The organism is Microvirga makkahensis, assembly GCF_009830105.1.
In the GTDB taxonomy this organism is placed as follows: domain Bacteria; phylum Pseudomonadota; class Alphaproteobacteria; order Rhizobiales; family Beijerinckiaceae; genus Microvirga; species Microvirga makkahensis.
Map to the genome: position 1 here is coordinate 34,956 of NZ_WURB01000009.1, position 26,275 is coordinate 61,230.

A 26,275-nucleotide genomic window follows, 5' to 3' on the forward strand; every position below is an offset into this window, starting at 1 on the left:
GGACCATGGGTTTAAGTCCCTGTCTTGGAACGCATCCTCTTGTTTTCCGGCAACATCCGGTGTATCCGGTCCCCCTTCCGATATTCTTTGAACCTGAAGAAGGAGCCCCTGCATGGCTCGCGTGACCGTCGAAGACTGCATCGACAAGGTCGATAACCGGTTTGAGCTCGTGCTGCTGGCCAGCCACCGCGCCCGCCTGATTTCCTCGGGTGCGCCGCTCACCGTCGACCGCGACCGTGACAAGAACCCTGTCGTGGCTCTCCGCGAGATCGCGGACGAGACCATCGCTCCTGACGATCTGAAGGAGCAGCTCATCCACTCCATGCAAAAGTATGTCGAGGTGGACGAGCCCGAGGCCGAAGCCGTTCCCATGCTGGGCAACACGGCGGCCGCTTCCGGTGCCGACAACGACACGGACGTCCAGTTCGACCGTATGAGCGAAGAAGATCTGCTCCGCGGTCTCGAGGGCCTCGTACCTCCGAGCAACAACAGCTCGGACGATGACGAGCGCGAATAGCGCTTTCGCTCTGTGATTTCCTGAAAAGCCCGGCCCTAAGCCGGGCTTTTTCGTTTCACCTTAACCACAGCGTGGATTTGCCGCCTGCGGCAAGGTATTCAGCTTGCGGTCACAGCAGCCGGTACAATATTCTTTAAAGTTGTCTGATTTCAGCCTGATAGAGCAGTTTCGAGGAGTTGGCGGCCGCATGATGCGCCAGTATGAACTTGTCGAGCGGGTGAAGCGCTACAACCCCTCGGCCGACGAGGCGCTTCTCAACCGTGCTTACGTGTATGCCATGATGGCTCATGGCAACCAGAAGCGCGCATCCGGCGACCTGTTCTTCGGCCATCCCCTCGAGGTCGCGGCCATCCTCACCGATATGAAGCTCGACGAGGCGACCATCGCCGCGGCCGTGCTCCATGATACGGTGGAGGACACCGAGGCGACCCTGGAGGAGATCAACAAGACCTTCGGCCCTCAGATCGGCGCGCTCGTCGACGGCCTCACCAAGATCAAACGCCTCGATCTCGTCTCGAAGCGCGCCGCGCAGGGAGAAAACTTCCGCAAGTTGCTGCTGGCCATCGCCGAGGACGTGCGCGTGCTCCTGGTGAAGCTCGCTGACCGCCTGCACAACATGCGCACCCTCGGCTTCATGCCTCTGGAGAAACGCCAGCGCATCGCGCAGGAAACGCTGGAGATCTATGCACCGCTCGCCGGGCGCATGGGTATTCAGGAGATGCGCGAGGAGCTTGAGGATCTCGCCTTCCAGAATCTCGATCCGGAGGCCTATGAGGCCATCAACCGCCACCTGCACGAGCTCACGGTGAAGAGCGAGAAGCTCGTCGAAGAGATCGAGCAGACTCTCACTACCAAGCTCAAGGCTCAAGGGATCGACGCGCAGGTGACGGGGCGTCAGAAACGCCCCTACTCGATCTGGCGCAAAATGGAGCGCAAATCCGTCTCTTTCGAGCAATTGTCCGACATCTTCGCCTTCCGGATCATCGTCGGCACCATCGACGAATGCTATCGCGCGCTCGGCATCGTGCATACGAGTTGGCCGATGGTTCCGGGACGTTACAAGGACTACGTCTCGACGCCCAAGCAAAACGATTACCGTTCGATCCATACTACGGTGATCGGCCCCGGCAGCCAGCGGGTGGAGTTGCAGATCCGTACCCGGGAGATGGATCAGGTTGCCGAGTATGGCATTGCCGCGCATGCGCTCTACAAGGAAGGCGTGAACGACAATTCCCGTCTGGCCATGGAAAGCCGCGCCTATCAATGGCTGCGGCGCACCATCGACCTCCTCGCGGAAGGCGACAACCCGGAAGAGTTCCTGGAGCACACGAAGCTTGAGCTGTTCCATGATCAGGTCTTCTGCTTCACGCCGAAGGGCCGGCTGATCGCATTGCCGCGCGGCGCGACGCCCATCGATTTCGCCTATGCGGTGCACACGGATGTCGGCAACACGGCGGTGGGTTGCAAGATCAACGGTCGCATGTCGCCGCTGCTCACCGAACTGCAAAACGGCGACGAGGTAGAGATCATTCGCGCCGAGGGACAAACGCCGCCGGCGGCTTGGGAATCTCTCGTGGTAACCGGCAAGGCGCGCGCCTCGATCCGACGCGCCACCCGCGCCGCCGTGCGGCGGCAATATACCGGCCTCGGCCATCAGATCCTGGAGCGCGCCTTCGAGCGGGCGGGCCGCGCCTTCTCCGACGAAAAGCTGAAAGGAGCCCTGCCGCGCCTCGCCCGCGTTTCCGTCGAGGATGTTCTGGCGGCGGTCGGCCGGGGCGAGATGTTCTCCGGCGACGTGGTGCGCGCGGTCTATCCCGACTACAAGGAAGAGCGCCGCGTGGGAATCGACGCCAAGGGCGCGAGTCAGCCGGACGGCGCGGGCACACGGCAAAACGGCGAACAGACCGACGGCATCCCGATCCGTGGCCTGAACAAGGATATGCCGATCCGCTTCGCACCGGAAGGCGGAGCGGTGCCGGGCGACCGCATCGTCGGCATCCTGACCCCGGGCGAAGGCGTCACCATCTATCCGATCCAATCACCCTCGCTCGCCGATTTCGACAACGAGCCCGACCGCTGGATCGACGTGCGCTGGGATCTGGAATCCGGCTCCACGCAGCGCTTTCCCGCCCGCATCAAGCTGCAATCGATCAACGAACCGGGCTCGCTTGCGCAGATCGCGCAGGTGATCGCCGATCACGACGGCAATATCGACAACGTCAACATGAAGCGGCGGACGCAGGACTTCACGGATGTGACCATCGACCTGACCGTCTGGGACCTGAAGCATCTCAACGCCATCATCGCGGAACTGCGCGCCAAGCGCGTGGTGAGCCGCGTCGACCGCGTCACCGGATAATCGCCGATGTCTGCCACGCCGCGCATCGCCGTCATCATGGACGAGAACACCAGCATTGACGGAACGCGCTACGACATGACGAAGAACTACTTCGTCGCTGTTCATCGTGCGGGCGGCATGCCCTTCGGCATTCCGTACTTCATGGACATGGCCGAGGCTGTTGCCGATGAGTTCGATGGATTCATGAACGTAGGCGGCCGCTTCGCCTTCCCGGACGCGTGGTATGCGGACGGGCAGGGTTCGAAAGCCCCTCATTCCGAAAGGCTCGACGTGGAGCTCGCGCTCATGCGGGGCTTTCTCGAACGCGACAAGCCCGTTCTCGGCATCTGCAACGGCATGCAGGTTCTCGCAGCCCTTCACGGTTGCCGCCTGTCACCCGATGTGCGCGCGACGGGGGCACATATCCTGGAACATGACAAGGGCGGATACGAGCATACGGTCGCCGTCGGGGAAAACACCCTTCTCTCCCGAGTCACCGGCGGAGGTGTGCTCTCCGTGAACACCTTCCACCGGGAGGCGGTGATCGAGTTGTCGGACAGCGTGGTGGCGAGCGCTCACGCGGAAGACGGTGTCGTCGAAGCCATCGAAATTCCCTCCCGCCGCTTTGCGCTTGGAGTGCAGTGGCATCAGGAACTGTTTGCCAGACAGGACCATCCGGGCAACGGGATCTTCGAGGCTTTCGTGCGGGCGTCGGGAAAGAAGTAAGCCGCGTCCCGACGCCCGCACGAAAGCCTCCTGTCGGGAGCTCCTCGTCATTATGTGCGCAAACGCCCAGAGAGCCGCTTGCGTTCGGTTTTCGCCCGGAGCTTACGCAGGATGGTCTTGATGTGAACCTTGACGGTTGCCTCGGAGATATCGAGTCTGCGGGCGATGGTCTTGTTCGATGCGCCTCCAGTCAGACATCTGAGAATGGCCTTTTCGCGAGCGGAAAGGCTACTCACTTTTCCAGGATTGTTGAAACCCGCCGGTCTCTGAAGCTCGAACAGAACGGCACCCGGGACAATCGTTTCCCCGAGCACGACCAGTCCAGGGTCTTGACGAGTGCCTCGCGCGACATCGACCTCATGAGGCAGGCGGCAGCCCCCGCTTCGAAAGCGTCAGCACCCGGCGGAGATCGTACTGCTCGACGAGCTTGACAAGCTGGACGGAGGAATTGCGCTCCTTGATCACCCGGATCCTCCAGCATGTCCCTGGATGGCCGACAACCGTGTCCGCGATCAGAAGGAGCATATTGCCCCCTGATTCCAGCCTGGGCGGCACGTCACCGAGGCTCGCAGCAAGCATCGCCGGGCAATACGCCGTCTCGGCCAGGATCCGCCTCGATCCCTCACGGAGAACGGTGTGCTTCTTTCGTGCCCGTCGTCTCCGATTTCGTCCCGTTACGGAGATGAGCGACTGACATGACCTCCCGCGAACCGGCTGAAATGGGGCTCGATGCCTTCGCACCGATGTAACTTCATGTCGCAGCTCGAGTGCGCCTTCGCACAGGAACGTAACCGCAGATGAGCTTCCGTTGGCCTTTCCCCGCTCGAACACTCTTGCTTCTCGTCAGCCCACCTGCCAAAGAGCGCCCGAGGAGATACCAATCATGACCCCGAACGACGTCCTTGATGAATTCCGCTCCGCCGGCGCTCTGCTGGAAGGTCACTTCATCCTGTCGTCGGGATTGCACAGCCCGGTATTCCTTCAGAAGATGTTCGTGTTCCAGGATCCGGCCCGCACCGAGCGGGTCTGCCGGGCGCTGGCCGACAAGATCAAAGAGACATTCGGGCCCGTCGATTATGTGGTCTCCCCCGCCGTGGGCGGAATCGTTCCGGGCTATGAAACAGCCCGGCACCTCGGCTCCAAGGCGATCTTCGTCGAGCGCGAGAACGGCGTCTTCACTCTCAGGCGCGGTTTCACCATTCCCGAGGGCGCCCGGGTCGTGATGGTGGAGGATATCGTCACGACGGGTCTCTCCTCCCGCGAATGCCTGGCAGCTCTCAGGGAGTATCCCGGAACCATCCTGGGGGCGGCCTGCCTTATCGACCGCTCCGGTGGGAAAGCGGATCTCGGCGTGCCCCTCGTCTCCCTGGTGCAGCTCGACATTCCCGCCTTCGAGCCGGACAAGCTCCCCCCCGAGCTCGCCGCAATACCGGCGGTCAAGCCCGGCAGCCGGAGCCTCAAAGCCTAAATCTGTTTATTTTTCAACAGAAGGCTTGACTGCCCCGTTTCCGCCACCTTGACTCTTTTCTTTTACTCGCCATTAAGTATTCGGACTTGTGGTTTTACTCGTCTAAAGGGTTGATAGCAGCCTGTTCTCGGGCGCGTCCTGTTTTTATGGCGCAATTGAATTGTCCGCATAAATAATAGATGTCGCTTTGACAGATAAGGTTGTTATGCCGCCCAGGCAGACACAAAAAGAGAATACTTATGTCAGGCCAACAGCGGATCGCGCTCTTCATCGACGGAGCCAACCTTTACGCTACCACGAAAACGCTTGGTTTCGATATCGACTACAAGCGCCTCCTGAAGGAATTTCAGAGCCGGGGCACTCTTGTGCGCGCGTTCTACTATACGGCCCTGGTGGAAGATCAGGAGTACTCTTCCATCCGCCCGCTGATCGACTGGCTCGACTATAACGGCTATCGGGTGGTTACGAAGCCCACCAAGGAATTCGTCGACTCCGCCGGCCGCCGCAAGGTGAAGGGCAATATGGATATCGAGCTCGCCATCGACGCGCTCGAGCTGTCCCCCTACATCGACCACATGGTTCTCTTCTCCGGCGACGGGGATTTCCGCTCCCTGGTCGAGGCCATGCAGCGCCGTGGCGTGCGTGTGTCCGTGGTTTCCACCATCACCACGCAGCCTCCGATGGTTGCCGACGAGCTGCGCCGTCAGGCCGACGAATTCCTGGACTTGTCGCAGCTCGCCTCCCGGATCGGCCGCGATCCTTCGGATCGCCAGCAGCGTCCCACGGGAGAAGGCAACGAGCGGACGCGATCACAGCAGCATCAGCCGCGAAACGGCGCGCTGGAGAGCCGCTACGGGATCCGCCAGGGCCAGGACGACGAGTTCGATATCTGATCGTCTCTCCTGCAGGTGCGACGATGGCCGGGGCCACCGGCGGCTCCCGTGAATGCTCAGAGCATCCCGGCCTCGACATCGCAATCGAGGCCGAGTGCCCCGGCGGTGTTGCTGACCGTCGCGAGGCACGGATTGGCCTGGCTCTCGGGGATGAAAACCGCGAAACGGGTCACATAGAGCCCGCCCTCCGCATCCCCCAGCTTGCGGGCTTCGAGGCGCACGATATTGGCGCCGTATTGTTTGAACACCTCGGCGAGTCGCGCCACCAGGCCCAGCTGGTCGCCGCCGCTGATGGTGATGCGATGCGTGATGCTGCCTGCGGGACCGGGACTGGGATCGAAAGCGTAAGGCACGGCCCGAACGTCCGCGCCGGCAAGTTCCGGGAGCTGCTTGAGACCCAGCTCGATCTCGCCCGCCTCCAAACCTAAAGGCAGCTCGCACAGCGCCACGAACTCCGCGCCGGTGCCCAGGGCCGCGAAGGTCGTATCCCTCAGGTTCACGCCGATATTGAACAGGTGTTCCGCAATCGCGGCAACGAGCCCAACCCGATCGGGGCCGAGAACGGAGACAAGAGCCACGGACGCCATACCGATCCTCCCAAACACAGAGGAGAACTTAGAGCGCGCCCGCGCCGAGTCAGCCCTTCTCGCGCATGAGGCGCGCCTTCTCCCGGTTCCAGGAGCGCTGCTTTTCCGTCTCGCGCTTGTCGTGGAGCTTCTTGCCTCGCCCGAGGCCTAGTTCCACCTTCGCTCGTCCGCGCTCGTTGAAGTAGATCTTGAGCGGGATCACGGTGAAGCCTTCGCGCTGCGTCGCGCCGATCAACCTGTCGATCTGCCGCTTGTGCAGAAGCAGGCGGCGCGGGCGACGCGTCTCGTGGTTGAAGCGGTTGGCCTGGAGATATTCCGGAATATAGGCGTTGAACAGGAAGAACTCTTCGCCGGACGGTCCGGCATAGGCCTCACCGATAGTGGCCTTGCCTGAGCGCAGGGATTTGACCTCAGTGCCGGTGAGTGCAATGCCGGCCTCGTAGGTATCGACGATTTCATAATTGAACCGCGCCTTCCGGTTGTCCGCGACAACCCGGTTGGCGCCCTTCGAATCTTTTGCCATTCGTTTTTAAGCGTTGATCAGGCCCGCATGGACCATGGCCGACCGCACGGCCTGCTTCGTGCCCTCGGTAACCGGGATGAGCGGCAGGCGCACATCGTCCTGCATCAGGCCGAGGACGGACGCGGCATATTTCACGGGCGAGGGGTTGGTTTCCAGGAACAGGTTGGTGTGGAGCGGCATGAGGCGGTCCTGCACCTTCAGGGCCGTGGCATAATCCCCCTTCAGGCAGGCCTCCTGCATTTCGGCGCAGAGGCGCGGAGCCACGTTGGAGCTCACGGAAATGCAGCCGTGCCCGCCATGGGCCATGAAGCCCAGCGCCGTGGCATCCTCTCCGGAGAGCTGGATGAAATCCGGGCCCATGACCTGGCGCTGCTGGCTGGCGCGGGCGAGATTCGCGGTCGCATCCTTCACGCCGGCGATGTTCTTGAGTTCGAACAGGCGCGCCATGGTCTCCACGGACATGTCGATCACCGAGCGGCTAGGAATGTTGTAGATGATGATCGGAATGCCGATGGCGTCGTTGATGGCCTTGAAGTGCCGGTAGAGCCCCTCCTGCGTCGGCTTGTTATAGTAGGGCGTCACGACCAGCACCGCATCGGCGCCGACCTTCTCCGCATGCCTCGAGAAGCCGATGGCCTCCTCGGTGCTGTTGGAGCCTGCGCCCGCGATCACGGGAACCCTGCCCTTCACCTCGTCGACGCAGATCTCGATGACCCGGTCGTGTTCGTTGTGGCTCAGCGTCGGGCTCTCGCCCGTGGTGCCGACCGGAACCATGCCATGGGTGCCCTGTTCGATCTGCCAGTTGATGAAGGCCCGGAAGGCCGCCTCATCCACGGCACCATCCTTGAAGGGAGTCACCAGAGCCGTGATGGAGCCTTTGAAGCGGGTCATGATATTCCTCGAATTACAAGCTTCAGATCTGAAGGAGGCCAGCAGCTTAACACATAAGGGGTGCGTCGCATGGGCGCAAACGAACCTTTGGGGAGTTGTCCTAGCCCGGCACTTGGTGTTTCCTCAAGAGAAACGTCGCCATCACACAGAGGCGACGGTAAGGGGGTTAGCGGGTGAACCTCACAATGCGCCGTTCGATACGTCTTCTGGCGTCTGTCGCCGTGATCCAACTGTCCGCCCTCACCGTTCTTGCCAGCGACATGCCGGCTGGTTCCCCTGAGGCCATGACCCTGGAGGACTTAACGCCTTCCTCCAGTGCCATGGAAGACCTGGAACAGCTGCCGCTGATCTTCAAGGCCTACAGGGCGAACGACCTGACGGAGGCTGCAGTCCTGAAATCGAAGCTCTCGGAACCGGCGGCGCAGGCGCTCGCGGAATGGTTCGCCATCCGCAGCGGCCTGCCCATTGGCTACGAGCGGATCATCGCCTTCCGTCAGGATTATCCGGACTGGCCGATGACGTCGCAGCTCCGCCGGCGAATGGAGACCACCTTCCTCTCCGAGCGCCCTTCGAATACCCGAATTCGAACCTTCTTCGACAAGCATCCTCCGATGACCCCGGGCGGGCGGATTGCCCTGGCTTTCGCCCTCAAGAGCGACGGCCTTGACCAGGAGGCGGCTGACCTGATCCGCCAAACCTGGCGGGAGGACACCTTCGGCAGCGAAACCGAGCGTCGCATCCTCGACCGCTTCCCCGGCCTGCTCACCGGGGCGGACCACCGTTATCGCATGGAGCGCCTTCTCCTGAAGGAGAACTGGGGCGCCGCTTTGCGCGCCGCCGGCCGTGCCGGCAAGGATCATGCCACCCTCGTCAAAGCCCGCATGGGTGTTTTTCAGGGGAAGAAGAAGGCCCAGAAGGCCTTCGCCGCAGTCCCGGCATCGCTCAGGAGCGATCCGTCCTATCTGTTCTCCCGCGCCCTCCTTCAGCGCCGGAGCAGGAACTATTCCGAGGCCGCCAAAATCCTCATGCAGGCGCCGCGGGATCACGAGCTTCGCGCAGACGGGGACGAATGGTGGGCCGAGCAGCGCCGGGTCGTGCGTGAACTGCTCGATAAGGGCGACGCGCAGGCCGCCTACGACGTGGCCAGCCATCACGCAGCTGAATCGCCTGCCCAGCAGATCGAGGCGGAGTTCCACGCGGGCTGGATCGCGCTCCGCTTCCTGAATGATCCGGCAAAGGCCGCAAAGCACTTTGCGACCGTCTCGGAAACGGCCTCGACACCCATTTCCCTCGCCCGGGTTGCCTATTGGCAGGCCCGCGCCGCGGAGGCGGCTGGAGCTTCCGATGATGCAAGGCTCTTCTACGCCCGGGCTGCCGATCACCCGACCACCTATTACGGTCAGCTTGCCCGCCGGAAGCTGGGCAAGGACGTATCTCTCCGCGCGGTGGAGCCGCTTCAGGGGGAGGAGCGCGAAGCCTTCGAGGCACGCATTCCGGTACGTGCCGTGAAGCTCCTGCATCAGGCCGGGGAAACGGATCTGGCCATCGGACTCTATGGCGATCTCGCTCAGACCCTGAACGATCCGGGACAGCTCGATGCCCTCGCGGCGCTGGCGACCTCGCTGCAGAACCCGCGCGCGGTTCTCGCGGTCGGCAAGATCGCCCTGCAACGGGGCTTTCCGCTCGATCAGCATGCCTACCCGCTCGCGGCCATCCCGGATTTCGAGCCGGTTGGCGACGAGGTGGAGCCCGCAATGATCTATGCTATCGCCCGGCAGGAGAGCGCCTTCAACCCGAAAGCCGTCTCGAGCGCAGGCGCGCGCGGTCTCATGCAGCTCATGCCCGCTACCGCCAAGCGGACAGCGAAGCGCTTCGGCGTCGATTTCGACCTGAAACGTCTGGTGGAGGACCCCTCCTACAACGCGAAGATCGGATCCGCCCATCTCGGCGAGCTGATGGAGGATTGGAAGGGCTCCTATATCCTCGCTTTCGCCTCCTATAACGCGGGCGGCGGCAACGTGAAGAAGTGGGTCCGGGCCTATGGCGATCCGCGCGAAGCCCAGGTGGACACGATCGACTGGGTGGAGCGGATCCCGTTCTACGAGACCCGCAACTACGTGCAGCGGGTCATGGAAAACCTGGAGGTTTACCGGGTGAGGCTGAAGGAGAAAACCGTTTCTGCACCTGCGGCAGCAGCCGCGGCGGCGGCAGATGCGACGAAGACCGCCTATTGACGCACGGCGGCGCCCGCCAGAATTCCAAGCACATTGAGCCTGTACCGAAGGGGGCGAACGGGGTCTGTTCGCTCATCCCATCCTCATGCCTCCACCGTCAGTCCCTCCCCTGCTTCAGGCCCGGCCTCCCCCTCATTGTGGTACGGCGGTCAAGGAGGGGGAGGCCCTGATCAAGTGTGACCATGATGGAAGGAGCGGCCGTAACAGTCATGACGGAGAGAATGCGGATCCTGTGCACCGCCATCACGCCCTTCTCAAACATCATCATCAGATCGGGCCGAGGCTCTACGTTCCCTGGCGACGCGGCTTCAGGATACAAAAAAGAAAACCCCGGTGTTTCCACCGGGGTTTCCTCCAACCAATCGGGGTGAACCGATTAGAAGTTGCGCTCGACGCGCAGACGAGCCTGCCAGAAATCGTCGGTCTCGTCGTCAGCAACGTCGTCGATGTCAACGCTGGTGTACATGACTTCCGCGCCGATGTTCAGGCCGGAGACCGGCGACCAGATCAGGTTCGTGCCGGCGCGCCACTCGGTGAAGTCTGCGCCCACGACGCCTGCGCCGTACTCGACGCTGGCATACGAACCGAAGACGTTCTGGCGGATTTCAGGGGTCCAGTAGTGACGCAGACCACCAGCGATAGACCAGCCCTGGGTCGTGTCGATGTCGCCATCGGCGTCGATGATCGCATCGTCAACGTCGGCGCCGCCGAAACCGAGGTAGCCAAGGGCACCGTCGGCGTAGGTGGCAGCGAGCCACACGGCGTCGCCAGCAGCCAGCATCGGCAGGTTGAACGTGAACTGGCCGGACACGGCAAAGCCGTACTCGGTGTCAGGAATGAAGCCGAGGCCAGCAGCATCCGTGAGAGCGACGCTGCGGAGCTGGTGGACAGCACCGGAGAGCTGAGCCGAACCCCAGGTGCCAGCATAGCGGATGTTGGCGACAACGTCGGGCATGTTCCGGCCAGCGGTGACGTCACCGAACGCGGGAGGCAGGCCGATGCCGGCGTACTCACCCTCTTCGAGCGACAGGGTGGCCGAGAAGCCGTTGCCGAACGAGAAGGTGTAGGCCAGCAGGTTGACGTTCGGCTGGTCGTTCCAGCGGACGCCGGCGAAGGTCTGAGCGTCGATGTCGCCGTTGTCGAAGAAGGTCAGAGCGCGACCGGCGGTCAGACCACCGAACTGCACGAAGGCCTGATCGAGGCTGGAGTAGTTGTCGACGGTGCCAGGAGCAGCGTTGAAGGCGCCGGTGTCGCGGAACATCTCCAGGCGGATGAAGGTGCGCAGCAGGCCGTAAGCCGTAGCGGTGCGGGCGTCGACCTGGATGCGGCCGCGAGCGCGGAAGCCGATCGCGTCGTCGTCGCGGAGCTCCGGCTCGACGTAGAGGTAGTCAGCGCGGACTCGGCCGCCGACGCGGAGGCAGGTTTCCGTGCCGGGGATGTAGAAGAAGCCTGCGCCGTAGGTGGAGCAGACGCGAACGTACTCAACAGGAGCCGCCTTCGCGATAGGAAGGTCAGCAGCCTGAGCCCCGGCAACAGCGGCGAGACCCGCAGCCGATCCGAGGAGAAGGCTCTTAACGAGCTTCATGGTAAACCTCCAAAGTTTCGAGACCCTTGGGGGGTCGGGTTCTTGTGATTTGAAGGCCGAAGCCCCAAACACTTCCCTTTTCCCCTAGTGATCTGGCAGCCCGCCTCTTGGCTGGGACTCACCAAATGACGACTGGGGTGCCCCCGTCGCTGGTGACACATTAGCCAGAGCGATCCGCCAAGCAACCGAATGAAGGCACAAACTGGGCAATCCAGGGGGCTTTTCACGGGCATGTTGCACAAACGCAACGTTTTCATTCCCGGCCGTTTACTTTCGGTAAGATCTTGCGGCCGTGACCTAACAAACCCTTAATTTTCAAGGGTTAGCCCTTCGGAGAGAAGGGTTGCGAAGACAACGCCGAAACGCTTTTTCTCGGGATCACGAGCGGGTGAGCCTGTGAATAAGTCTGTCCACAATCTGGTCGAGGACGGGCTGTAGCGATCCAAAAAGAGAGGGCCGGAACATGGCCGGCCTTCGTAGAATCGCTCCCATGCGACGGTCTCAAGCGGCGTTCGGCTTCAGGACCCCACGACGAATCTGATCCTCCTCGATCGATTCGAAGAGCGCCTTGAAGTTGCCCTCGCCGAATCCTTCGTCACCCTTCCGCTGAATGAATTCGAAGAAGATCGGACCGATGGCGGTCTTGCCGAAGCGCTGGAGCAGCACCTTCGTGAAGCCCCCCTCGACGACACCCTCGCCATCGATAAGGATGCCGTTCTTCTGCAGACGGTCGAGGGGCTCGCCGTGACTCGGCAGACGCTTGTCGACCCGCGCGTAATAGATGTCGTTCGGGGCAGGCATGAACTCGAGCCCGCGCGCGATCAGGGTCTCGATGGATTCGTAGAGGTCGTGAGAGCCAAGGGCCACATGCTGGATGCCCTCGCCCTTATACTCCTGGAGATATTCCTCGATCTGCCCGGTCTCGCCCGCGTCCTCGTTGATCGGAATGCGGATCTTGCCGTCCGGGCTCGTCATGGCGCGAGAGTGCAGGCCCGTCAGTTTGCCCTCGATATCGAAGTAGCGGATCTGACGGAAGTTGAAGAGGCGCTCATAGAAGCCCGCCCATTCGTTCAGCCGCCCGCGATAAACGTTGTGGGTCAGGTGATCGATGTAATAGAGGCCGACGCCCTTGGGCTTAGGATCCTTCTCCCCAAGCCATTCGAAGTCCACGTCATAGATCGAGCCCTTCGCTCCGTAACGGTCGACGAAGTAGATCTGCAGCCCGCCGATACCTTCGATCGCCGGGATCTCGAGTTCGTTGGGCCCCCTCTCCGTCTGGGCCGGCTTGGCCCCCATGGAAAGAGCGCGTTCATAGGCGTATTTCGCATCGACCACCCGGAAGGCCATCGCGGGAGCGGACGGACCGTGCTGGCTGGCGAAGCGCTCAGCGAAGGAGCCGGTCTGCGCGTTGACGATGAAGTTGATATCCCCCTGCCGGTAGAGCATCACGTTTTTCGAACGATGCTTGGCGACCGGTGTGAAGCCCATGGTCTTGAAGAGCGTGTCGAGCTGGCTCGGATCAGGATGACAGTATTCTACGAATTCGAAGCCGTCGGTGCCCATCGGGTTGTCTTCGCTGATGGCCGGCGGCGGTGCGTCGTGCGGAAACGGTCCCATGGTTTTCCTCCTGTTATGGGCGCAGGCCCTCGACGGACCTGCTCGTCGTCGACGGGCGCATCGCCGGGAATCGGCCACGCGCCGCCTCGTCAAACCGCGTCCGGCTGGCGTTCCGGAGCGGCATCCTGAAAGGCGCGAAGTTCCGCGCAGGCGGCATCCACCGCGACGATTTTCGGAAAGGCGGCAAGCGAGACGTTGAACCGCCGCGCATTGAAGACCTGCGGCACGAGATAGATGTCGGCGAGGGTCACCTGAGAGCCGAAACAGAAAGGGCCGGTCTCGATCAGAGCTTCGATGGCATCGAACCCTTCGCATATCCAATGGGCATACCAAGCATCGATCGTTGCCTGCTCGTGTCCGAGCTTTCCCTTGAGGTACTTGAGCGGCCCGAGATTGTTGAGCGGATGGATATCGCAGCCGACAATGGAGGCGATGGCGCGCACCTTCGCGCGGCTCACGGCATCTCCGGGCAGCAGGGGCGGCTCCGGATAGACCTCGTCGAGATATTCGAGAATGGCGGGAGACTGAGTGAGAACCGTACCGCCGATATCCAGGGCCGGCAGTCGCATCTGAGGGTTGACGGCGCCGTAGGCTTCCTCCCGCTGCTCACCTTTCAGAAGGTTCACCGGCACGGGTTCATAGGGCACGCTCTTCAGGTTGAGCGCGATCCGGACCCGATAGGCCGCCGAGGAGCGGAAATAAGTATAGAGCCTCATCCTTCCACCTCCCCCTCGGGAGCCAGCTGCCGCGCATGGCCGCTCAGGCGGTCGACGAGCGAGACAAGGAGTTTTTGCTCCTCCTCGGTCAGCACGGAGACGAAGCGCTCCTCGAAGGCGAGCGCCTCGGGAGCCAGGGCCTCGTAGATCTCCCGCCCCTCGGCGGTCAGCTCCAGCAATTCCTCCCGCCGGTCGTCCTTGTTGGATCTGCGCGCGATGAGGCCGCGCTGCTCCAGGGAAGCCACCGCCCGGGAGACCGTGGATTTGTGCATGACTCCGTGAGCCGCGATGTCCCGGGCCGTGCGGTTCTCGTACTGGCCCAAGGTCGCCACCACCCGCCATGCGGGGATCGAGAGGCCGAACCGCTCGGCATAGATCTGCGCCAGAGCATTCGAGGTCAGGCTTGCCAGCACATTCAGACGGTAGGGCAAGAAACTCTCCAGGATCACCGTGGGATTGGAGGCTTCCTGTTTCTTTGTTGCGGTCTGCCGGGCCATGATTGACATCAACTCGTTGCGCATGCAACCAATATGCGAAATTCGTTGCACTAGCAACTAGATTTGTGGAGCGTCCGGTCAATATCCTTTCGATGGAACCCGCTCCGCTCCAGGGAGAGCGCTCATGAACGTTCAAAATGTCTCTGGCATCCAATCTCGGCAGCCCCGCACCAGCGCCCTCATTCCCGGTTATATGTCGGGCTTCGGCAACTCGTTCGAAACGGAAGCTCTGGAGGGAGCGCTCCCCATCGGGCGCAACTCGCCGCAGAGGATCAATTACGGGCTTTATGCCGAGCAGCTTTCAGGATCGCCCTTCACGGCCCCTCAGGCGACGAACCAGCGCTCCTGGCTCTATCGGATCCGGCCTTCCGTGAAGCATTCCGGCCGCTACGTGAAAATGGACAAGGGCCTCATGCGCACGGCGCCTGCAGCCCGCGAAGAGAGCAATCTCCCCATCGGCCAGCTGCGCTGGGACCCGACGCCGATCCCGGACGAGGCACTGACCTTCATCACCGGCCTCCGCACCATGACCACCGCTGGCGATTCCGACACCCAGACCGGCATGGCCGTGCATTTGCTCCTCGTCACGCGCTCGATGGACAACGAGTACTTCTTCAACGCCGACGGCGAATATCTCGTCGTGGCGCAGCAGGGGCACTTGCGCTTTCGCACGGAATTCGGCGTGATCGACATCGAGCCCGGCGAGATCTGCGTGATCCCGCGCGGCGTGACCTTCAAGGTCGAACTCCTCGACGGCTCCGCGCGCGCTTATGTGTGCGAGAATTACGGCGGCTCCTTCACCCTGCCCGACCGCGGCCCGATCGGTGCGAACTGCCTCGCCAACCCGCGCGACTTCCTCACGCCCGTCGCGGCCTACGAGGACAAGGAAGCCCTGTCCTTCCTGTTCGTGAAATGGGGCGGCGAGCTCTATCGCACGGAGATCGGGCAGTCCCCGCTCGACGTCGTGGCGTGGCACGGCAATTACGCGCCCTACAAGTACGACCTGCGCCACTTCTCGCCGGTCAACGCCGTGCTGTTCGACCATCCCGATCCCTCGATCTTCACGGTGCTCACCGCGCCCTCCGAGACGCCCGGTACGGCAAATGTGGACTTCGTGATCTTTCCCGAGCGATGGTCGGTGGCGGAGAACACCTTCCGCCCGCCCTGGTATCACCGCAACCTGATGTCGGAATTCATGGGGCTGATCTATGGCGTCTACGACGCCAAGCCCGAAGGCTTCGTGCCCGGCGGGATGAGCCTCCACAACCAGATGCTGCCGCACGGGCCGGATAGCTCGGCCTTCGAACATGCCAGCACCGTGGAGCTAAAACCCGTGAAGCTCACCGGCACCATGGCCTTCATGTTCGAGACGCGCTTTCCGCAGCGCGTGACGAAATATGCCGCCGAACTGCCGACATTGCAGGAGAACTACATCGATTGCTGGCGTGATTTGAAGAAGCGCTTCGATCCCAACCGGCGCGAGCCGAAGTGAGTATGGCGAGCCTTTCCTCCAGTCGGAGAGACCGCATCTCCACCATACGATGCGAAACTCAGCGCTCGGGATCGAAGTTCAATCCGTCGCCGACGGCGTCAAGAGCGAGCGGCGCACGGAGAGGCAAGGTCCTCCATGTCACCTTTGTGGGGGTGTCGCTCGAAATATGTCCGGTCGAATGCTGCATCCTGCGAGTAAGATAGTTGACGCTGACATCCTTGGTTTCGCCGGTGGTGCGGTGAACCGCAGAGCGGTCATAACCGATCAACTCGAAGCGCCCGTTTTGGTATCGAACCTTGTATGTCGCTCGAAACATGCCCCACCCGCCGGCGCTCATGAAGTGGTGGAGAGACACCTCCAGGCTTCCTCGCCTGATGGCGATGCCGCCATTCCCTTCGCCGAAGGGATCTACCTGCACCGGATCTTCGCGTCGCCGAATGAGCGTGTGGTTCACCACTTTCAGAACATAGTCCCCCGAAGGGCCGTTGCGGAAAGCCACCGCCAGAATGCGCGGATTCGTGTTGAACGGATTTTCGCCGAGCCCCAGATTCTCGATCACGTTGTTCGGATCGTTCTGTCGAAGCACGATCGCCAGATCCGCGACACCGTCCCGGTTCAGATCACCACTCGCTTCGCCTTCGACAACCCACCCCCTGGGTACGAACCCGTCCGCAGACGCAGCCTGTCTCGGCAAGTCCGGATAGGTCACGTCCCGAATGACGAGTTCCTGCGCGGCAGCGGGAGTACTCCCGCCGCACAACGCAGAACAGAGGAGGAGCGCCGTTGAGAAGGCCCCTCTCCTCTGCGGCCTCATCGCCCTTACGCCCGACCGCGCGTGCGGATCATGAAGGTGTCGAATGCGTATTCGTTGAGCTGCCACCAGGGCAGGACATCGGCACGATAGGCCACCATCGAATCGTAGGCCTTCTTGAAGTTGGCGTTCTTAGCGGAGAGTTCCTCATAGAGTTCGTTCGCGGCCTTGAGCGAAGCCTCCATGATGGGCTGCGAGAAGGTACGCAGTTCCGCGCCCGCGCCGACCATGCGCCGCAGAGCTTGGCCGTTCACGGCATCGTATTTCGCCAACATCCAGTTGTTCGCGGCCTCGGCGGCATTGGACATGATGGCCTGGTAGTGCTTAGGCAGGTCGTCCCACTTTTGCTTGTTGATGACGAGGTGCAGCATGGCGCCGCCCTCCCAAAAGCCGGGGGCGTAGTAGTACTTGGCGACCTTCAGGAAGCCCAGCTTCTCATCATCGTAGGGACCGACGAACTCGGCGGCGTCGAGCGTGCCGCGTTCGAGAGCCGGATAGACGTCGCCGGGCGCAACCTGCTGCGGAACGACGCCGAGCTTGGCGAGCACCTGCCCCCCAAGGCCGCCGATGCGGAACTTGAGACCCTTCAGGTCGTCGACGGTGTTGATCTCCTTGCGGAAGAAGCCGCCCATCTGCGCTCCGGAATTGCCGCAGACGAGGGAGGTGCAGTTATATTTGCCGAGGATCTCGTTGATGATCTCCTTGCCGCCGGCGAAATGCCACCAGGAATGGGACTGGCGCGCATTGAGGCTGAACGGCAGGCCCGTCGCCACACCGAGCGCCGGCTCGCGGCCGATGTAATAATAGGTCGGGGTATGGGCGCACTCGACGGAGCCGTTCTCTACCGCATCCATAGCCTGGAGGCCGCCCACGATCTCGCCCGGAGCGAAGACCTGGATCTGGAACTTTCCGTCGGTCGCGTCCGCCATGTACTTGGCGAAAGTCTGCGCCGTACCGAAAATCGTATCGAGAGACTTGGGGAAGCTCGAGGTCAGACGCCAGCGAACCTCCGGGCTGGACTGCGCAATGGCGGGAGCCGCCACCGAGGTGGCCGCAGCCGCAAGACCGGCCCCCTTCAGGAAGTTTCTTCTCTTCATCGTTGTCATTGGCGTTTCCCCGCGGACTCTTTCGTTGCAAGCTCAATAAACCACAACAACCAGGTGGGTGGCTATGAAGCTCTCCTCGCTCAAACAGGGCCGTGACGGCCGGCTCGTAATCGTCTCGAGGGACCTGACCCGCGCGACGGACGCATTTTTCATTGTTCCGACGCTACAGCAAGCCCTCGATGACTGGGAAAAAGTCGAGCCTCGCCTGCGTGACCTCGCGGAACAGCTCGAACACGGATCCGTGCCCTCGTTCCGCTTTCACGAGCATGACTGCGCTTCGCCCCTGCCCCGTTCTTATCAATGGGCGGACGGCTCAGCCTATGTGAATCACGTAGAGCTGGTCCGCAAAGCCCGCGGGGCGCAGATGCCGGAATCCTTCTGGGCCGATCCGCTCATGTACCAGGGAGGCTCCGATTCGTTCCTCGGGCCGCGAGATCCGATTCCAGCGCTGGACGAGGCCCATGGCATTGATTTCGAGGCGGAAATCGCCGTGATCACGGGGGACGTGCCCATGGGCGCGACACGGGAAGACGCGGCCAGGGCCATTCGCCTCGTCGTTCTCGTCAACGACGTGTCCTTGAGAAACCTCATCCCGGCGGAACTGGCGAAGGGCTTCGGCTTCTTCCAGTCGAAGCCGTCCTCGACTCTCTCCCCGGTCGCTGTCACGCCAGACGAGCTGGGAGAGGCCTGGGACGGAGGCAGGCTCCACCTGCCCCTCCTTTCCACTCTGAACGAGAAACCGTTCGGCAAGCCGAATGCCGGAGTGGACATGACCTTCGACTTTCCGACCCTGATCGCTCACGCGGCCAGGACCCGCCCCTTGGGAGCGGGCACGATCATCGGCTCGGGCACCGTCTCCAACAAGGACGAGGGCGGCGGACCGGGCAGGCCCATCTCCGAAGGAGGCCTCGGCTACTCGTGCCTCGCGGAGCAGCGCACCGTCGAGACCATCCTCCATGGCGAGCCTCAAACTTCCTTCATGCGCATCGGCGATATCGTCCGCATCGAGATGAAGGACGGGGCCGGCCACTCGATCTTCGGCGCGATCGAGCAGGAGGTGGTGCCGTACAGCCAGGAGGGCTGACCAGGAATAGGCCGCCGAAGGGCTTCCGGCGGCCTTTCCCGCCTTACATCGCGGGGGCGGCGCCGCTGAGCGCCTGTGCGTGATTCAAGTGCATCTGCAGCGTCGGGAGCGTCCGGCCCGCGAAGGATGCCAGCTGCGGCACGTCACCGCTCGACGAATAGGACGCGAACAGGGCGACAGCCTCCTGATGCGCCATGAGCTGGGCGTTCACGTAAGCCGCATCGAAATCCGGAGCGGCTTCGACGGTCGCGAGCATCTGCTGGTGCTTCGCATTCAAGGCCGGAGGCGGCACGGGCATGCCCGAATTGCGCAGCACCGCCGCCATGCGGCGCGTGGCGAGGCGATGATCCCGGATCATCTGCCGGGCGAAGCGGCGGACTTCGGGATCACGTGCACGGCGCAGGGCCAGACGGCTCGATTCGATTTCGAAGAGGTTCGACGAGGCCGCCGTCGGCACGAAGACCGATGCGCTCGTCACTGCCGCGGGAGGAGCCGAGGCCATCGGCGTCATGCAACCAGCCACGCCGAGTGCCAGGGCACTCACAACAAGAACGACCTTGGGATTCATGGGAGAGTTCCCTTCCTGCGCACGGCCCGTATGGCCGAGCTGACGGCTCCCCAACAATGGAACACCGTCCTAAGTTCCTGTGCCGTTGCTGCTATTTCGTCTAATGTCGATCACAAATTCACTTTTGAATTGCGAAGCGGCCCTAGGCAGTCGGCATCCGGGCTCCAATTCACGCTCCTGGTAAAGCATGGAGCACCTGATGAACGATCACGTCTACAAGATCGTCGAGCTCGTCGGCTCGTCGGATACGAGCATCGAAGATGCGATTCAGACCGCGATCCGGCGCGCCGGCGCGACATTGCGGAACCTGCGCTGGTTCGAGGTCCTGCAAACCAGGGGACATGTGGAGAACGGAGAGGTGCGCCATTATCAGGTCGTGCTGAAGGCCGGGTTCACTCTCGAGGAAGGCGGTTAGGGCATTGCGGGAAGTCACGGCTGCGTCCGTGATGGGCGCGGCGCCTCGATGGACCGGGATCACCGGCACAGGGCCGGTGATGACGTGGGAGCATGTGGCGATGACGCTCCCTCCTCGTCATGGCCGGGCTCGTCCCGGCCATCCCCGTCTTCGAGAACCGCCACGCAGAACAAGACGTGAATCACCAGTACGGGGCCGGTGACGACGTGAAATGGGGGCGGAAGCGCTCGTCAGTCGTCCACGCGAACACCGAAGAGATTGGGATACTGACGAGGCTGTGAGCGCAGGTACTGATTCGGCCCCTTGACGGAGGCGCCGAAGTACGCGGCCGCGTGCCAGGGCCAACGCGGATTGTAGAGGATGCCCCGGGCGAGAGCGATCAGGTCGGCATCGCCCGTGGTAAGGATGGCCTCCGCCTGCACGTAATCGGTGATGAGGCCCACCGCGATGACCGGCATCCTGGTGGCCGCCTTGACCGCGCGGGCGAGCGGCACTTGGTAGCTCGGCCCCACCGGAATCTTCTGCGCCGAGGTCAGGCCGCCGCTCGACACGTGAATCCCGCTGCATCCCCGGGCCTCGAGCGCCTGCGCGAAGGCAACCGTTTCCTCGATCGTCCAGCCGCCCTCGGCCCAGTCCGTTCCCGACACGCGCACGGTGACGGCCCGCTCCGCCGGGAAGGCAGCGCGAACCGCGTCGAACACCTCGAGCGGAAAGCGCATCCGGTTCTCCAGGGACCCGCCGTATTCATCCGTCCGCTGGTTGGACAATGGAGACAGGAACTCATGCAGCAGATAGCCATGGGCAGCATGGATCTGAACGGCATCGATGCCGAGCCTTGCGGCGCGTTTCGCCGAATCGGCGAACGCGTTCCGCACGCGCGCCAGCCCATCCCGATCCAGCGCGGTCGGAGCGGCATCGCCGGAAGCGAACGGAAGCGCGGAGGGCGCTTCCGTCTGCCATCCATTGGGGTGATCGGGGGGAAGCTGCGGCCTGCCCTTCCATGGCACCTCGGAGGAAGCCTTGCGTCCGGCATGAGCGAGCTGAATGGCGATCGGCATGTCGGACCAGCGGCGGACGCTCCCCAGAACGCGCGCCATCGCGGCTTCGGTTTCATCCGAATAGAGGCCCACATCGGCATAGGTGATGCGTCCTTCGGGCACGACGGCGGTCGCCTCGATGGTCAGGAGCGCGGCGCCCGAGAGGGCGAGCTGACCCAGATGAATCAGATGCCAGTCGGTCATGCACCCGTTCTCGGCCGAGTACTGGCACATGGGTGCGATCACGATGCGATTGGCGAGTTCGAGCTCGCCGACCCGGAAGGGTGTGAACAGTTTTGCAGGTGCCATCGGCTGTCTCTCAGGTGCGGGTGAATTCAGGACCACAGGGTCGTTCGGGCTAGAACGCACAGCCGGTCCAAAAGGTCTTTGGCGACTCGATCAGCTGGACAGCGGCAATCCCGGCCATAGACACCGCCTTTCCGCGGGTGGCAAGCCGTTCCTTCCATCGGCGGCGACACGAGGAGCCCGCCTCCCCCCACGTCATCACCGACCCTATGCCGCCCTCCCACGTCATCACCGACCCTATGCCGCCCTCCCACGTCATCACCGGGCTTGTCCCGGTGATCCCGATGGCGTGAAGCGCCGCGCTCGGCACATCGAGATTGCCGGTAAAGGGCGAAGATCCCGTTTCGAACTCACATGAAATCTGTTATTATATTTCACTTGTGATGGGGAGCTCGGCGCCATGGGGCGAGGAGCGGTGCTGCGTTTTCTGATATTGCTGGCTTATGTCGGTATCCTACCGGTCGGGCTTATCATGATGATGGCAACTGCCGCATGGCTGTCCGATCGCACTCACCATTTCGACCCTTACGATATCCGCTATCTGCTCCTCATACGCGGGACCCAGGTCGAGAACCTGGATCTGGTGGAGCCGATCCCCGGGACCGTGCAATATGGCGCGCGAGGGCAAGACGGCACGGCTCCCGCCTTTGTCGAGGTGACATTCAAAACCAGAGCTTCGCCGGTTCAGGTTATCGATACGTACTTCGCCCGCTGCCGTGCCAGCGGCTTTGCCGCCCAGCAGCATGAGGAGACCAGCAGCATGAGGAGAGAAGTGATCTGCGAGCGTGAGAACCCGTCCGCCGTCATCGGCATAGAAGCGGCCGAGGCGGACGAGCTTACGGAAGTCATCATCTTCGGATGGGAGTTCGAGTGAGCGAAAGCGCCGCTATCCCTCCAGCTCTTCCCTGAGCATCTCCAGCTCCAGCCAGCGTTCCTCCGCCGCGTGCAGTTCGCCCTGCAGCAGCGTCAGTGCATCCATCGCTTTCTGGAAACGGGCCGGGTCGCGGGAATAGAGGTCCGGATCGGCGAGGATCTCCTGCACCTTGGCGATCTTGGCCTCCAGGTCCTCCATGCGCTTCGGAAGCATCTTGAGGTCGTGCTGCTCGTTGAAGCCTAGCTTACGTTTGGCGTGGGTCGCGGGCTTGTCCGCACCCCTGGATTGCGCGCTCCTGGGCTTGGCCTCCTTCTCCACGGAGCGAGCCTGCACGCCCTGCCCGCGCTGGGCCACCATGTCGGAATAGCCGCCCGCGTACTCGACCCAGCGTCCCTCGCCTTCCGACACCAGAACGGATCCAACCGTGCGGTCGAGGAAGTCGCGGTCGTGGCTGACCAGAATCACCGTGCCGGAATAATCCGTGATCATTTCCTGCAGCAGGTCGAGGGTCTCCAGGTCGAGGTCATTGGTGGGCTCGTCGAGGACGAGGAGGTTCGAGGGCTGCGCGAGAGCGCGGGCCAGCATGAGCCTGTTGCGCTCGCCGCCGGAGAGCACGCCCACGGGCGTGCGAGCCTGCTCCGGCGAGAACAGGAAGTCTTTCATGTAGCCGATCACGTGCTTCGTCTGCCCGCCGATGGTAACGCTGTCGCCGCGCCCCCCGGTGAGCGTCTCCGCCACTGTGGCATTGGGATCGAGGCTCGCGCGGCGTTGGTCGAGGGTAACCATCTGCAGATTGGAGCCGAGCCGCATCCGGCCGGAATCCGGCTGGAGATTGCCCGTCAGCAGGTTGATGAGCGTGGTCTTTCCCGCCCCGTTCGGCCCGATGATGCCCAGACGATCGCCGCGCAGAATGCGCAGGGACAGGTTCGAGACGATGGGCCGGTCGCCGTAAGATTTCGAGATGCCGTCCGCCTCCACCACCAGGGTGCCGGACTGCTCGGCCTCGGCCATGGTCATGCTGACCGTGCCGACCGCGCGCTTCCGGTCGCGGTATTGCTGGCGCATGGCGTGGAGATTGCCCAAGCGGCGCACGTTGCGCTTGCGCCGGGCCGTCACGCCGTAGCGGAGCCAGTCGGCCTCGGCCACGAGCTTGCGCCCGAGCTTGTGGTGCTCGGCCTCCTCCTGCTCCAGCACCTGATCCCGCCATTCCTCGAAATGGGCGAAGCCCCGCTCCATGCGGCGGGTGCGGCCCCGGTCGAGCCAGATGGTGGACTGGGACAGGCTTTCCAGGAAGCGCCGGTCGTGACTGATGAGAACGAGAGCCGAGCGGAGGCTCTTGAGTTCGCTTTCGAGCCATTCGATGGCCGGAAGATCGAGATGGTTGGTGGGCTCGTCGAGCAGCAGAATGTCGGGCTCGGGGGCCAGGACATGGGCGAGCGCCGCACGGCGGGCCTCGCCGCCCGAGAGGTCGGCCGGCCTCTCCTCGCCGGTCAGGCCCAGCTGCTCCAGCAGATAGCGCGCCCGGTAAGGATCATCGCCCGGTCCGAGGCCCGTTTCCACATAGGCCAGCGTGTCGGGATAGGAGCTCAGGTCCGGCTCCTGTGCCAGATACCGCACCGTCGCGCCCGGCTGCACGAAACGCTTGCCGCCGTCCGCCTCGATCAGCCCTGCGGCAATTTTGAGCAGGGTGGATTTGCCCGAGCCATTGCGTCCCACCAGGCAGGCCCGTTCGCCGGGGGAGACGGAGAGCTCAGCGCTCTCGATCAAGGGCGTGCCGCCGAAGGTGAGAGCAATGTCCTGAAGGTGGAGAAGAGGAGGAAGCGCCATCCCTGCTCCCCTGACACCTCTTGCCTGAGGATGCAAGATCACTTGTGGTTGTTACGGGGGTGGACGCTCAACGATCTTTATGGTCCCTTGCTCTTCTCAAGCTGGGCCCTTGCATGACTCTGACGAGACGTTTGCTCCTATTGGCGCTGATCTCCGTTCTGCCGGCGATCGTCATCTGGGCCTTCACGGAAGTTTCGCTGAGGCGCGCCCGGGAGGCGGAAGTCAACGAACTCGTCATTCGCCAGGCGCAACTGGCGGCTTCGGAGATCGACCACATCTTCGACGGCATTCACAGTCTTCTTCTGGCGATGGACGAAACGCCGTCCATCCGGAGGTTCGACATGCCGGCATGCAACGCCTATCTGCGTTCCGTGCACCAGAAGGTCCCGCACGTCGTCGCATTCGTGGTGCTCGACCTCCAGGGGGCCGTTCGCTGCAACGACAGAGGCTTCATCAACACCGATCTGCGCTTCAGGGACCGCCCCTATTTCCAGGACAGTATTTCCAGGAAGGCTTTCTCCATCGGCACCTATACGGCGGAGTTCACGGAGGCCGGGCTGGGAGCCCATTCCATCATTCCCCTGTCGCTCCCGATCTGGGGCTATGATGGAGAGATCATCGGCGTCATCGCCGCGGCCATGGATCTCACATGGCTCGACCGGGAGCTCAAGGAGCGCGTCATCGCCGAGGGTGGCTCTCTCACCGTGGCCGACCGGAACGGGATCATCATCTCGCGAGAACCGTTCCCGGAAAAGTTCATCGGCACCAAAATCCCGGATGCGTTCGCGGATCTCCTGTCCGCCCGAAGCCCCGGCAGCTTCACCGCGGACAGCCAGGACGGTACGCACAGGATCTTCGGCTACATCCCCGCGAACGCCTCCCCGGTCGAAAACATCTACGTGAGCGCAGGCCTTTCCACGACGGTTGCATTCGCGACCATCAACGAGGCGGCAAGGCGCGGCTTTATGCTGATCGCGGCTGCACTGGTTCTCGCCCTGTCGCTTTCATGGCTGGCGAGCCGAGCCTTCATTACGAAGCCGTTCGAGATCATGACCAACGCCGTCAGGGATTGGCGGCGCGGCGATTATCAGGCTCGCATCGACCTGCCGAAGAATTCCGGCGAGTTCGGCATTCTCGCACGGGCGTTCAACGATCTCATGGACGACGTCGCCGAACGGCAGGAGGCGCTGAAGGCAAGCGAGGAGCGGGCCCGGCTGGCGCTGGAGGCTGGCCACATGGGAACCTGGTGGTACGATCACCGGAAGCAGACTGGCGGATGGTCGAGCCAGGCAGCCCTTCTCATGGGCTACCCGGCCTCTCACACGGTCGCCTCCATCGACGAGTGGAAGTCGCTCCTCCACCCCGACGATGCGCCGGAGGCCATCGCCAAGATCCGCGAAGCCTTCCTCGGGGACGGCGCATACGAGGACGAGTACAGGGTGCGAAGGCCCGACGGGCGCGTTCGCTGGATCAGCTCGAAAGGCCAGGTGTCCTACGATGCGCAGCGCAGGCCCGTGTTCTTCGTCGGCATCTTTCAGGATGTCACGGAGCGCAAGCAGGCCGACGAGCAGCAGCGCTTCTTCCTGGACGAGCTGAACCATCGGGTGAAGAATACGCTGGCCACGGTCCAGTCCATCGCCGCACAGACCCTGCGCTCCTCCAAAAACTCGGCGCAATTCAAGGAAGCCTTCGAAGGCCGGCTGCTCGCCCTGTCGATGACCCACAACCTCCTGACCCTGACATCCTGGCGCGATGCCGACCTGCATGACATCGCGGAACAGGAACTCGCCCCCTATAAGCGGGAGGCTGACGAAAGGGTCGTCATCCAGGGGCCGAATGTAAATCTGCCCCCGCGCCATGCCATCAATCTCGGGCTCGTCCTGCACGAGCTGGTCACGAATGCGGCGAAGTACGGCGCTCTCTCCGTTCCCACGGGCCGGCTCGATCTGTCGTGGGCGATCGTCCGGGCAGAAAATCAACCGGAGCATTTGCGCATCCGGTGGTTGGAAACCGGAGGTCCGCCTGTGGAACCGCCCAAACGCCAGGGCTTCGGATCGCGCCTGATCCGCCGCAGTATCGAGGGCGAGCTGGATGGCGCCCTGGGCATCCAATTCGATGGACCGGGCGTCTCCTACGACATGTCCATTCCGTTACCGTAGAGGC

At 62.8% G+C, this 26,275-nt stretch carries 25 protein-coding genes; 11 read left to right on the top strand and 14 right to left on the bottom strand.

Annotation, left to right across the window (positions count from 1 at the left end):
- The first annotated feature begins 112 nt into the window (after positions 1–112).
- From rpoZ to GR328_RS14085, 3 genes are all read left to right on the top strand, one after another.
- The gene (gene rpoZ, locus GR328_RS14075) at positions 113–517 is read left to right on the top strand and encodes a DNA-directed RNA polymerase subunit omega (RefSeq protein WP_160885162.1); all 405 of its coding nucleotides are present in this window, start codon (positions 113–115) and stop codon (positions 515–517) included.
- Between the two features lie 187 nt (positions 518–704).
- The gene (locus GR328_RS14080) at positions 705–2,876 is read left to right on the top strand and encodes a RelA/SpoT family protein (RefSeq protein WP_160885163.1); all 2,172 of its coding nucleotides are present in this window, start codon (positions 705–707) and stop codon (positions 2,874–2,876) included.
- A gap of 6 nt (positions 2,877–2,882) precedes the next feature.
- A complete protein-coding gene (locus tag GR328_RS14085; RefSeq protein WP_160885164.1) occupies positions 2,883–3,581 on the top strand; it encodes a gamma-glutamyl-gamma-aminobutyrate hydrolase family protein in 699 nt (232 codons plus the stop codon).
- A gap of 50 nt (positions 3,582–3,631) precedes the next feature.
- On the opposite strand, the gene GR328_RS28260 is transcribed toward GR328_RS14085, so the two are convergent.
- Entirely contained in the window at positions 3,632–3,895 is a 264-nt protein-coding gene (locus tag GR328_RS28260) for a LuxR C-terminal-related transcriptional regulator (protein WP_160885165.1), read from the bottom strand.
- Positions 3,896–3,938: 43 nt separating this feature from the next.
- Positions 3,939–4,106 carry a hypothetical protein gene (locus GR328_RS14095; RefSeq protein WP_160885166.1) on the bottom strand — a complete coding sequence of 56 codons (168 nt, stop codon included), beginning with the start codon at positions 4,104–4,106 and terminating at the stop codon, positions 3,939–3,941.
- 358 nt (positions 4,107–4,464) lie between these two features.
- Between GR328_RS14095 and pyrE the strand changes: the two genes are divergently transcribed.
- Complete coding sequence (pyrE, locus tag GR328_RS14100) at positions 4,465–5,049, top strand: orotate phosphoribosyltransferase (protein WP_160885167.1); 585 nt, start codon at positions 4,465–4,467, stop codon at positions 5,047–5,049.
- A 239-nt stretch (positions 5,050–5,288) separates the two neighbouring features.
- Positions 5,289–5,942, top strand: coding sequence for a LabA-like NYN domain-containing protein (locus tag GR328_RS14105; RefSeq protein ID WP_160885168.1), 654 nt, complete (start codon positions 5,289–5,291; stop codon positions 5,940–5,942).
- A gap of 56 nt (positions 5,943–5,998) precedes the next feature.
- Here GR328_RS14105 and GR328_RS14110 read toward each other — a convergent pair whose 3' ends face one another.
- The 3 genes from GR328_RS14110 to dapA are packed head-to-tail and all read right to left on the bottom strand — an operon-like array spanning position 5,999 to position 7,943.
- On the bottom strand, positions 5,999–6,529 hold the full coding sequence (locus GR328_RS14110; RefSeq protein ID WP_160885169.1) for a glycine cleavage system transcriptional repressor: 531 nt from the start codon (positions 6,527–6,529) through the stop codon (positions 5,999–6,001).
- Positions 6,530–6,578: 49 nt separating this feature from the next.
- Positions 6,579–7,052 carry an SsrA-binding protein SmpB gene (gene smpB, locus GR328_RS14115; protein ID WP_160885170.1) on the bottom strand — a complete coding sequence of 158 codons (474 nt, stop codon included), beginning with the start codon at positions 7,050–7,052 and terminating at the stop codon, positions 6,579–6,581.
- Positions 7,053–7,058: 6 nt separating this feature from the next.
- Entirely contained in the window at positions 7,059–7,943 is an 885-nt protein-coding gene (gene dapA / locus GR328_RS14120; RefSeq protein WP_160885171.1) for a 4-hydroxy-tetrahydrodipicolinate synthase, read from the bottom strand.
- Between the two features lie 185 nt (positions 7,944–8,128).
- Here dapA and GR328_RS14125 point away from each other — a divergent pair, with 185 nt between their 5' ends.
- Positions 8,129–10,177, top strand: a complete 2,049-nt coding sequence (locus GR328_RS14125) for a lytic transglycosylase domain-containing protein (protein ID WP_160885172.1) — start codon at positions 8,129–8,131, stop codon at positions 10,175–10,177.
- A 376-nt stretch (positions 10,178–10,553) separates the two neighbouring features.
- Here the strand turns inward: GR328_RS14125 and GR328_RS14130 are convergent, their stop codons facing one another.
- The 4 genes from GR328_RS14130 to GR328_RS14145 all read right to left on the bottom strand — a co-directional run bounded on the left by GR328_RS14130 (position 10,554) and on the right by GR328_RS14145 (position 14,592).
- Complete coding sequence (locus GR328_RS14130) at positions 10,554–11,762, bottom strand: porin (protein ID WP_160885173.1); 1,209 nt, start codon at positions 11,760–11,762, stop codon at positions 10,554–10,556.
- Between the two features lie 501 nt (positions 11,763–12,263).
- Complete coding sequence (gene hppD, locus GR328_RS14135) at positions 12,264–13,379, bottom strand: 4-hydroxyphenylpyruvate dioxygenase (RefSeq protein WP_160885174.1); 1,116 nt, start codon at positions 13,377–13,379, stop codon at positions 12,264–12,266.
- 89 nt (positions 13,380–13,468) lie between these two features.
- Complete coding sequence (maiA, locus tag GR328_RS14140; protein WP_160885175.1) at positions 13,469–14,095, bottom strand: maleylacetoacetate isomerase; 627 nt, start codon at positions 14,093–14,095, stop codon at positions 13,469–13,471.
- Positions 14,092–14,592 (bottom strand): MarR family winged helix-turn-helix transcriptional regulator, encoded by a 501-nt coding sequence (locus GR328_RS14145; RefSeq protein ID WP_160885176.1) that lies wholly within the window; start codon positions 14,590–14,592, stop codon positions 14,092–14,094. The genes maiA and GR328_RS14145 overlap by 4 nt, the downstream gene beginning before the upstream one ends.
- Before the next feature lie 124 nt (positions 14,593–14,716).
- On the opposite strand from GR328_RS14145, the gene hmgA reads away from it, so the two are divergent.
- Positions 14,717–16,084 carry a homogentisate 1,2-dioxygenase gene (hmgA, locus tag GR328_RS14150; protein ID WP_160885177.1) on the top strand — a complete coding sequence of 456 codons (1,368 nt, stop codon included), beginning with the start codon at positions 14,717–14,719 and terminating at the stop codon, positions 16,082–16,084.
- A 58-nt stretch (positions 16,085–16,142) separates the two neighbouring features.
- Here the strand turns inward: hmgA and GR328_RS14155 are convergent, their stop codons facing one another.
- Together GR328_RS14155 and GR328_RS14160 are read right to left on the bottom strand one after the other, a co-directional pair.
- Positions 16,143–16,898, bottom strand: a complete 756-nt coding sequence (locus tag GR328_RS14155; RefSeq protein WP_160885178.1) for a hypothetical protein — start codon at positions 16,896–16,898, stop codon at positions 16,143–16,145.
- 5 nt (positions 16,899–16,903) lie between these two features.
- Positions 16,904–17,992, bottom strand: a complete 1,089-nt coding sequence (locus GR328_RS14160; RefSeq protein ID WP_160885286.1) for a TRAP transporter substrate-binding protein — start codon at positions 17,990–17,992, stop codon at positions 16,904–16,906.
- A gap of 73 nt (positions 17,993–18,065) precedes the next feature.
- Between GR328_RS14160 and GR328_RS14165 the strand changes: the two genes are divergently transcribed.
- Positions 18,066–19,085 (top strand): fumarylacetoacetate hydrolase family protein, encoded by a 1,020-nt coding sequence (locus GR328_RS14165; protein ID WP_160885179.1) that lies wholly within the window; start codon positions 18,066–18,068, stop codon positions 19,083–19,085.
- Positions 19,086–19,128: 43 nt separating this feature from the next.
- Here GR328_RS14165 and GR328_RS14170 read toward each other — a convergent pair whose 3' ends face one another.
- Positions 19,129–19,653, bottom strand: a complete 525-nt coding sequence (locus tag GR328_RS14170; RefSeq protein WP_160885180.1) for a DUF4142 domain-containing protein — start codon at positions 19,651–19,653, stop codon at positions 19,129–19,131.
- A 199-nt stretch (positions 19,654–19,852) separates the two neighbouring features.
- Here GR328_RS14170 and GR328_RS14175 point away from each other — a divergent pair, with 199 nt between their 5' ends.
- Entirely contained in the window at positions 19,853–20,068 is a 216-nt protein-coding gene (locus tag GR328_RS14175) for a dodecin (protein WP_160885181.1), read from the top strand.
- Between the two features lie 230 nt (positions 20,069–20,298).
- On the opposite strand, the gene GR328_RS14180 is transcribed toward GR328_RS14175, so the two are convergent.
- Positions 20,299–21,414: an NADH:flavin oxidoreductase/NADH oxidase gene (locus GR328_RS14180; protein WP_160885182.1), complete on the bottom strand. Its 1,116-nt coding sequence runs from the start codon at positions 21,412–21,414 to the stop codon at positions 20,299–20,301.
- 397 nt (positions 21,415–21,811) lie between these two features.
- Here GR328_RS14180 and GR328_RS14185 point away from each other — a divergent pair, with 397 nt between their 5' ends.
- The gene (locus GR328_RS14185; protein ID WP_160885183.1) at positions 21,812–22,285 is read left to right on the top strand and encodes a hypothetical protein; all 474 of its coding nucleotides are present in this window, start codon (positions 21,812–21,814) and stop codon (positions 22,283–22,285) included.
- Between the two features lie 12 nt (positions 22,286–22,297).
- Here GR328_RS14185 and GR328_RS14190 read toward each other — a convergent pair whose 3' ends face one another.
- Entirely contained in the window at positions 22,298–24,112 is a 1,815-nt protein-coding gene (locus tag GR328_RS14190) for an ABC-F family ATP-binding cassette domain-containing protein (protein ID WP_160885184.1), read from the bottom strand.
- 113 nt (positions 24,113–24,225) lie between these two features.
- On the opposite strand from GR328_RS14190, the gene GR328_RS14195 reads away from it, so the two are divergent.
- Positions 24,226–26,271, top strand: coding sequence for a sensor histidine kinase (locus GR328_RS14195; RefSeq protein WP_160885185.1), 2,046 nt, complete (start codon positions 24,226–24,228; stop codon positions 26,269–26,271).
- The last annotated feature ends 4 nt before the right edge of the window (positions 26,272–26,275 follow it).

Excerpts from the sequence above, each read along its gene's own strand:
- GR328_RS14080 (WP_160885163.1), top strand. The coding sequence starts at position 705 with ATGATGCGCCAGTATGAACTTGTCGAGCGGGTGAAGCGCTACAACCCC.
- GR328_RS14145 (WP_160885176.1), bottom strand. The coding sequence starts at position 14,592 with ATGGCCCGGCAGACCGCAACAAAGAAACAGGAAGCCTCCAATCCCACG.
- GR328_RS14180 (WP_160885182.1), bottom strand. The coding sequence starts at position 21,414 with ATGGCACCTGCAAAACTGTTCACACCCTTCCGGGTCGGCGAGCTCGAA.
- GR328_RS14085 (WP_160885164.1), top strand. The coding sequence starts at position 2,883 with ATGTCTGCCACGCCGCGCATCGCCGTCATCATGGACGAGAACACCAGC.
- smpB (WP_160885170.1), bottom strand. The coding sequence starts at position 7,052 with ATGGCAAAAGATTCGAAGGGCGCCAACCGGGTTGTCGCGGACAACCGG.
- GR328_RS14095 (WP_160885166.1), bottom strand. The coding sequence starts at position 4,106 with ATGCTCCTTCTGATCGCGGACACGGTTGTCGGCCATCCAGGGACATGC.
- GR328_RS14105 (WP_160885168.1), top strand. The coding sequence starts at position 5,289 with ATGTCAGGCCAACAGCGGATCGCGCTCTTCATCGACGGAGCCAACCTT.
- GR328_RS14130 (WP_160885173.1), bottom strand. The coding sequence starts at position 11,762 with ATGAAGCTCGTTAAGAGCCTTCTCCTCGGATCGGCTGCGGGTCTCGCC.
- GR328_RS14155 (WP_160885178.1), bottom strand. The coding sequence starts at position 16,898 with ATGAGGCCGCAGAGGAGAGGGGCCTTCTCAACGGCGCTCCTCCTCTGT.
- GR328_RS14175 (WP_160885181.1), top strand. The coding sequence starts at position 19,853 with ATGAACGATCACGTCTACAAGATCGTCGAGCTCGTCGGCTCGTCGGAT.
- GR328_RS14170 (WP_160885180.1), bottom strand. The coding sequence starts at position 19,653 with ATGAATCCCAAGGTCGTTCTTGTTGTGAGTGCCCTGGCACTCGGCGTG.
- hppD (WP_160885174.1), bottom strand. The coding sequence starts at position 13,379 with ATGGGACCGTTTCCGCACGACGCACCGCCGCCGGCCATCAGCGAAGAC.
- pyrE (WP_160885167.1), top strand. The coding sequence starts at position 4,465 with ATGACCCCGAACGACGTCCTTGATGAATTCCGCTCCGCCGGCGCTCTG.
- GR328_RS14160 (WP_160885286.1), bottom strand. The coding sequence starts at position 17,992 with ATGAAGAGAAGAAACTTCCTGAAGGGGGCCGGTCTTGCGGCTGCGGCC.
- GR328_RS14185 (WP_160885183.1), top strand. The coding sequence starts at position 21,812 with ATGGGGCGAGGAGCGGTGCTGCGTTTTCTGATATTGCTGGCTTATGTC.
- GR328_RS14195 (WP_160885185.1), top strand. The coding sequence starts at position 24,226 with ATGACTCTGACGAGACGTTTGCTCCTATTGGCGCTGATCTCCGTTCTG.
- GR328_RS14165 (WP_160885179.1), top strand. The coding sequence starts at position 18,066 with ATGAAGCTCTCCTCGCTCAAACAGGGCCGTGACGGCCGGCTCGTAATC.
- GR328_RS14110 (WP_160885169.1), bottom strand. The coding sequence starts at position 6,529 with ATGGCGTCCGTGGCTCTTGTCTCCGTTCTCGGCCCCGATCGGGTTGGG.
- GR328_RS14125 (WP_160885172.1), top strand. The coding sequence starts at position 8,129 with ATGCGCCGTTCGATACGTCTTCTGGCGTCTGTCGCCGTGATCCAACTG.
- dapA (WP_160885171.1), bottom strand. The coding sequence starts at position 7,943 with ATGACCCGCTTCAAAGGCTCCATCACGGCTCTGGTGACTCCCTTCAAG.
- GR328_RS14190 (WP_160885184.1), bottom strand. The coding sequence starts at position 24,112 with ATGGCGCTTCCTCCTCTTCTCCACCTTCAGGACATTGCTCTCACCTTC.
- maiA (WP_160885175.1), bottom strand. The coding sequence starts at position 14,095 with ATGAGGCTCTATACTTATTTCCGCTCCTCGGCGGCCTATCGGGTCCGG.
- hmgA (WP_160885177.1), top strand. The coding sequence starts at position 14,717 with ATGAACGTTCAAAATGTCTCTGGCATCCAATCTCGGCAGCCCCGCACC.
- rpoZ (WP_160885162.1), top strand. The coding sequence starts at position 113 with ATGGCTCGCGTGACCGTCGAAGACTGCATCGACAAGGTCGATAACCGG.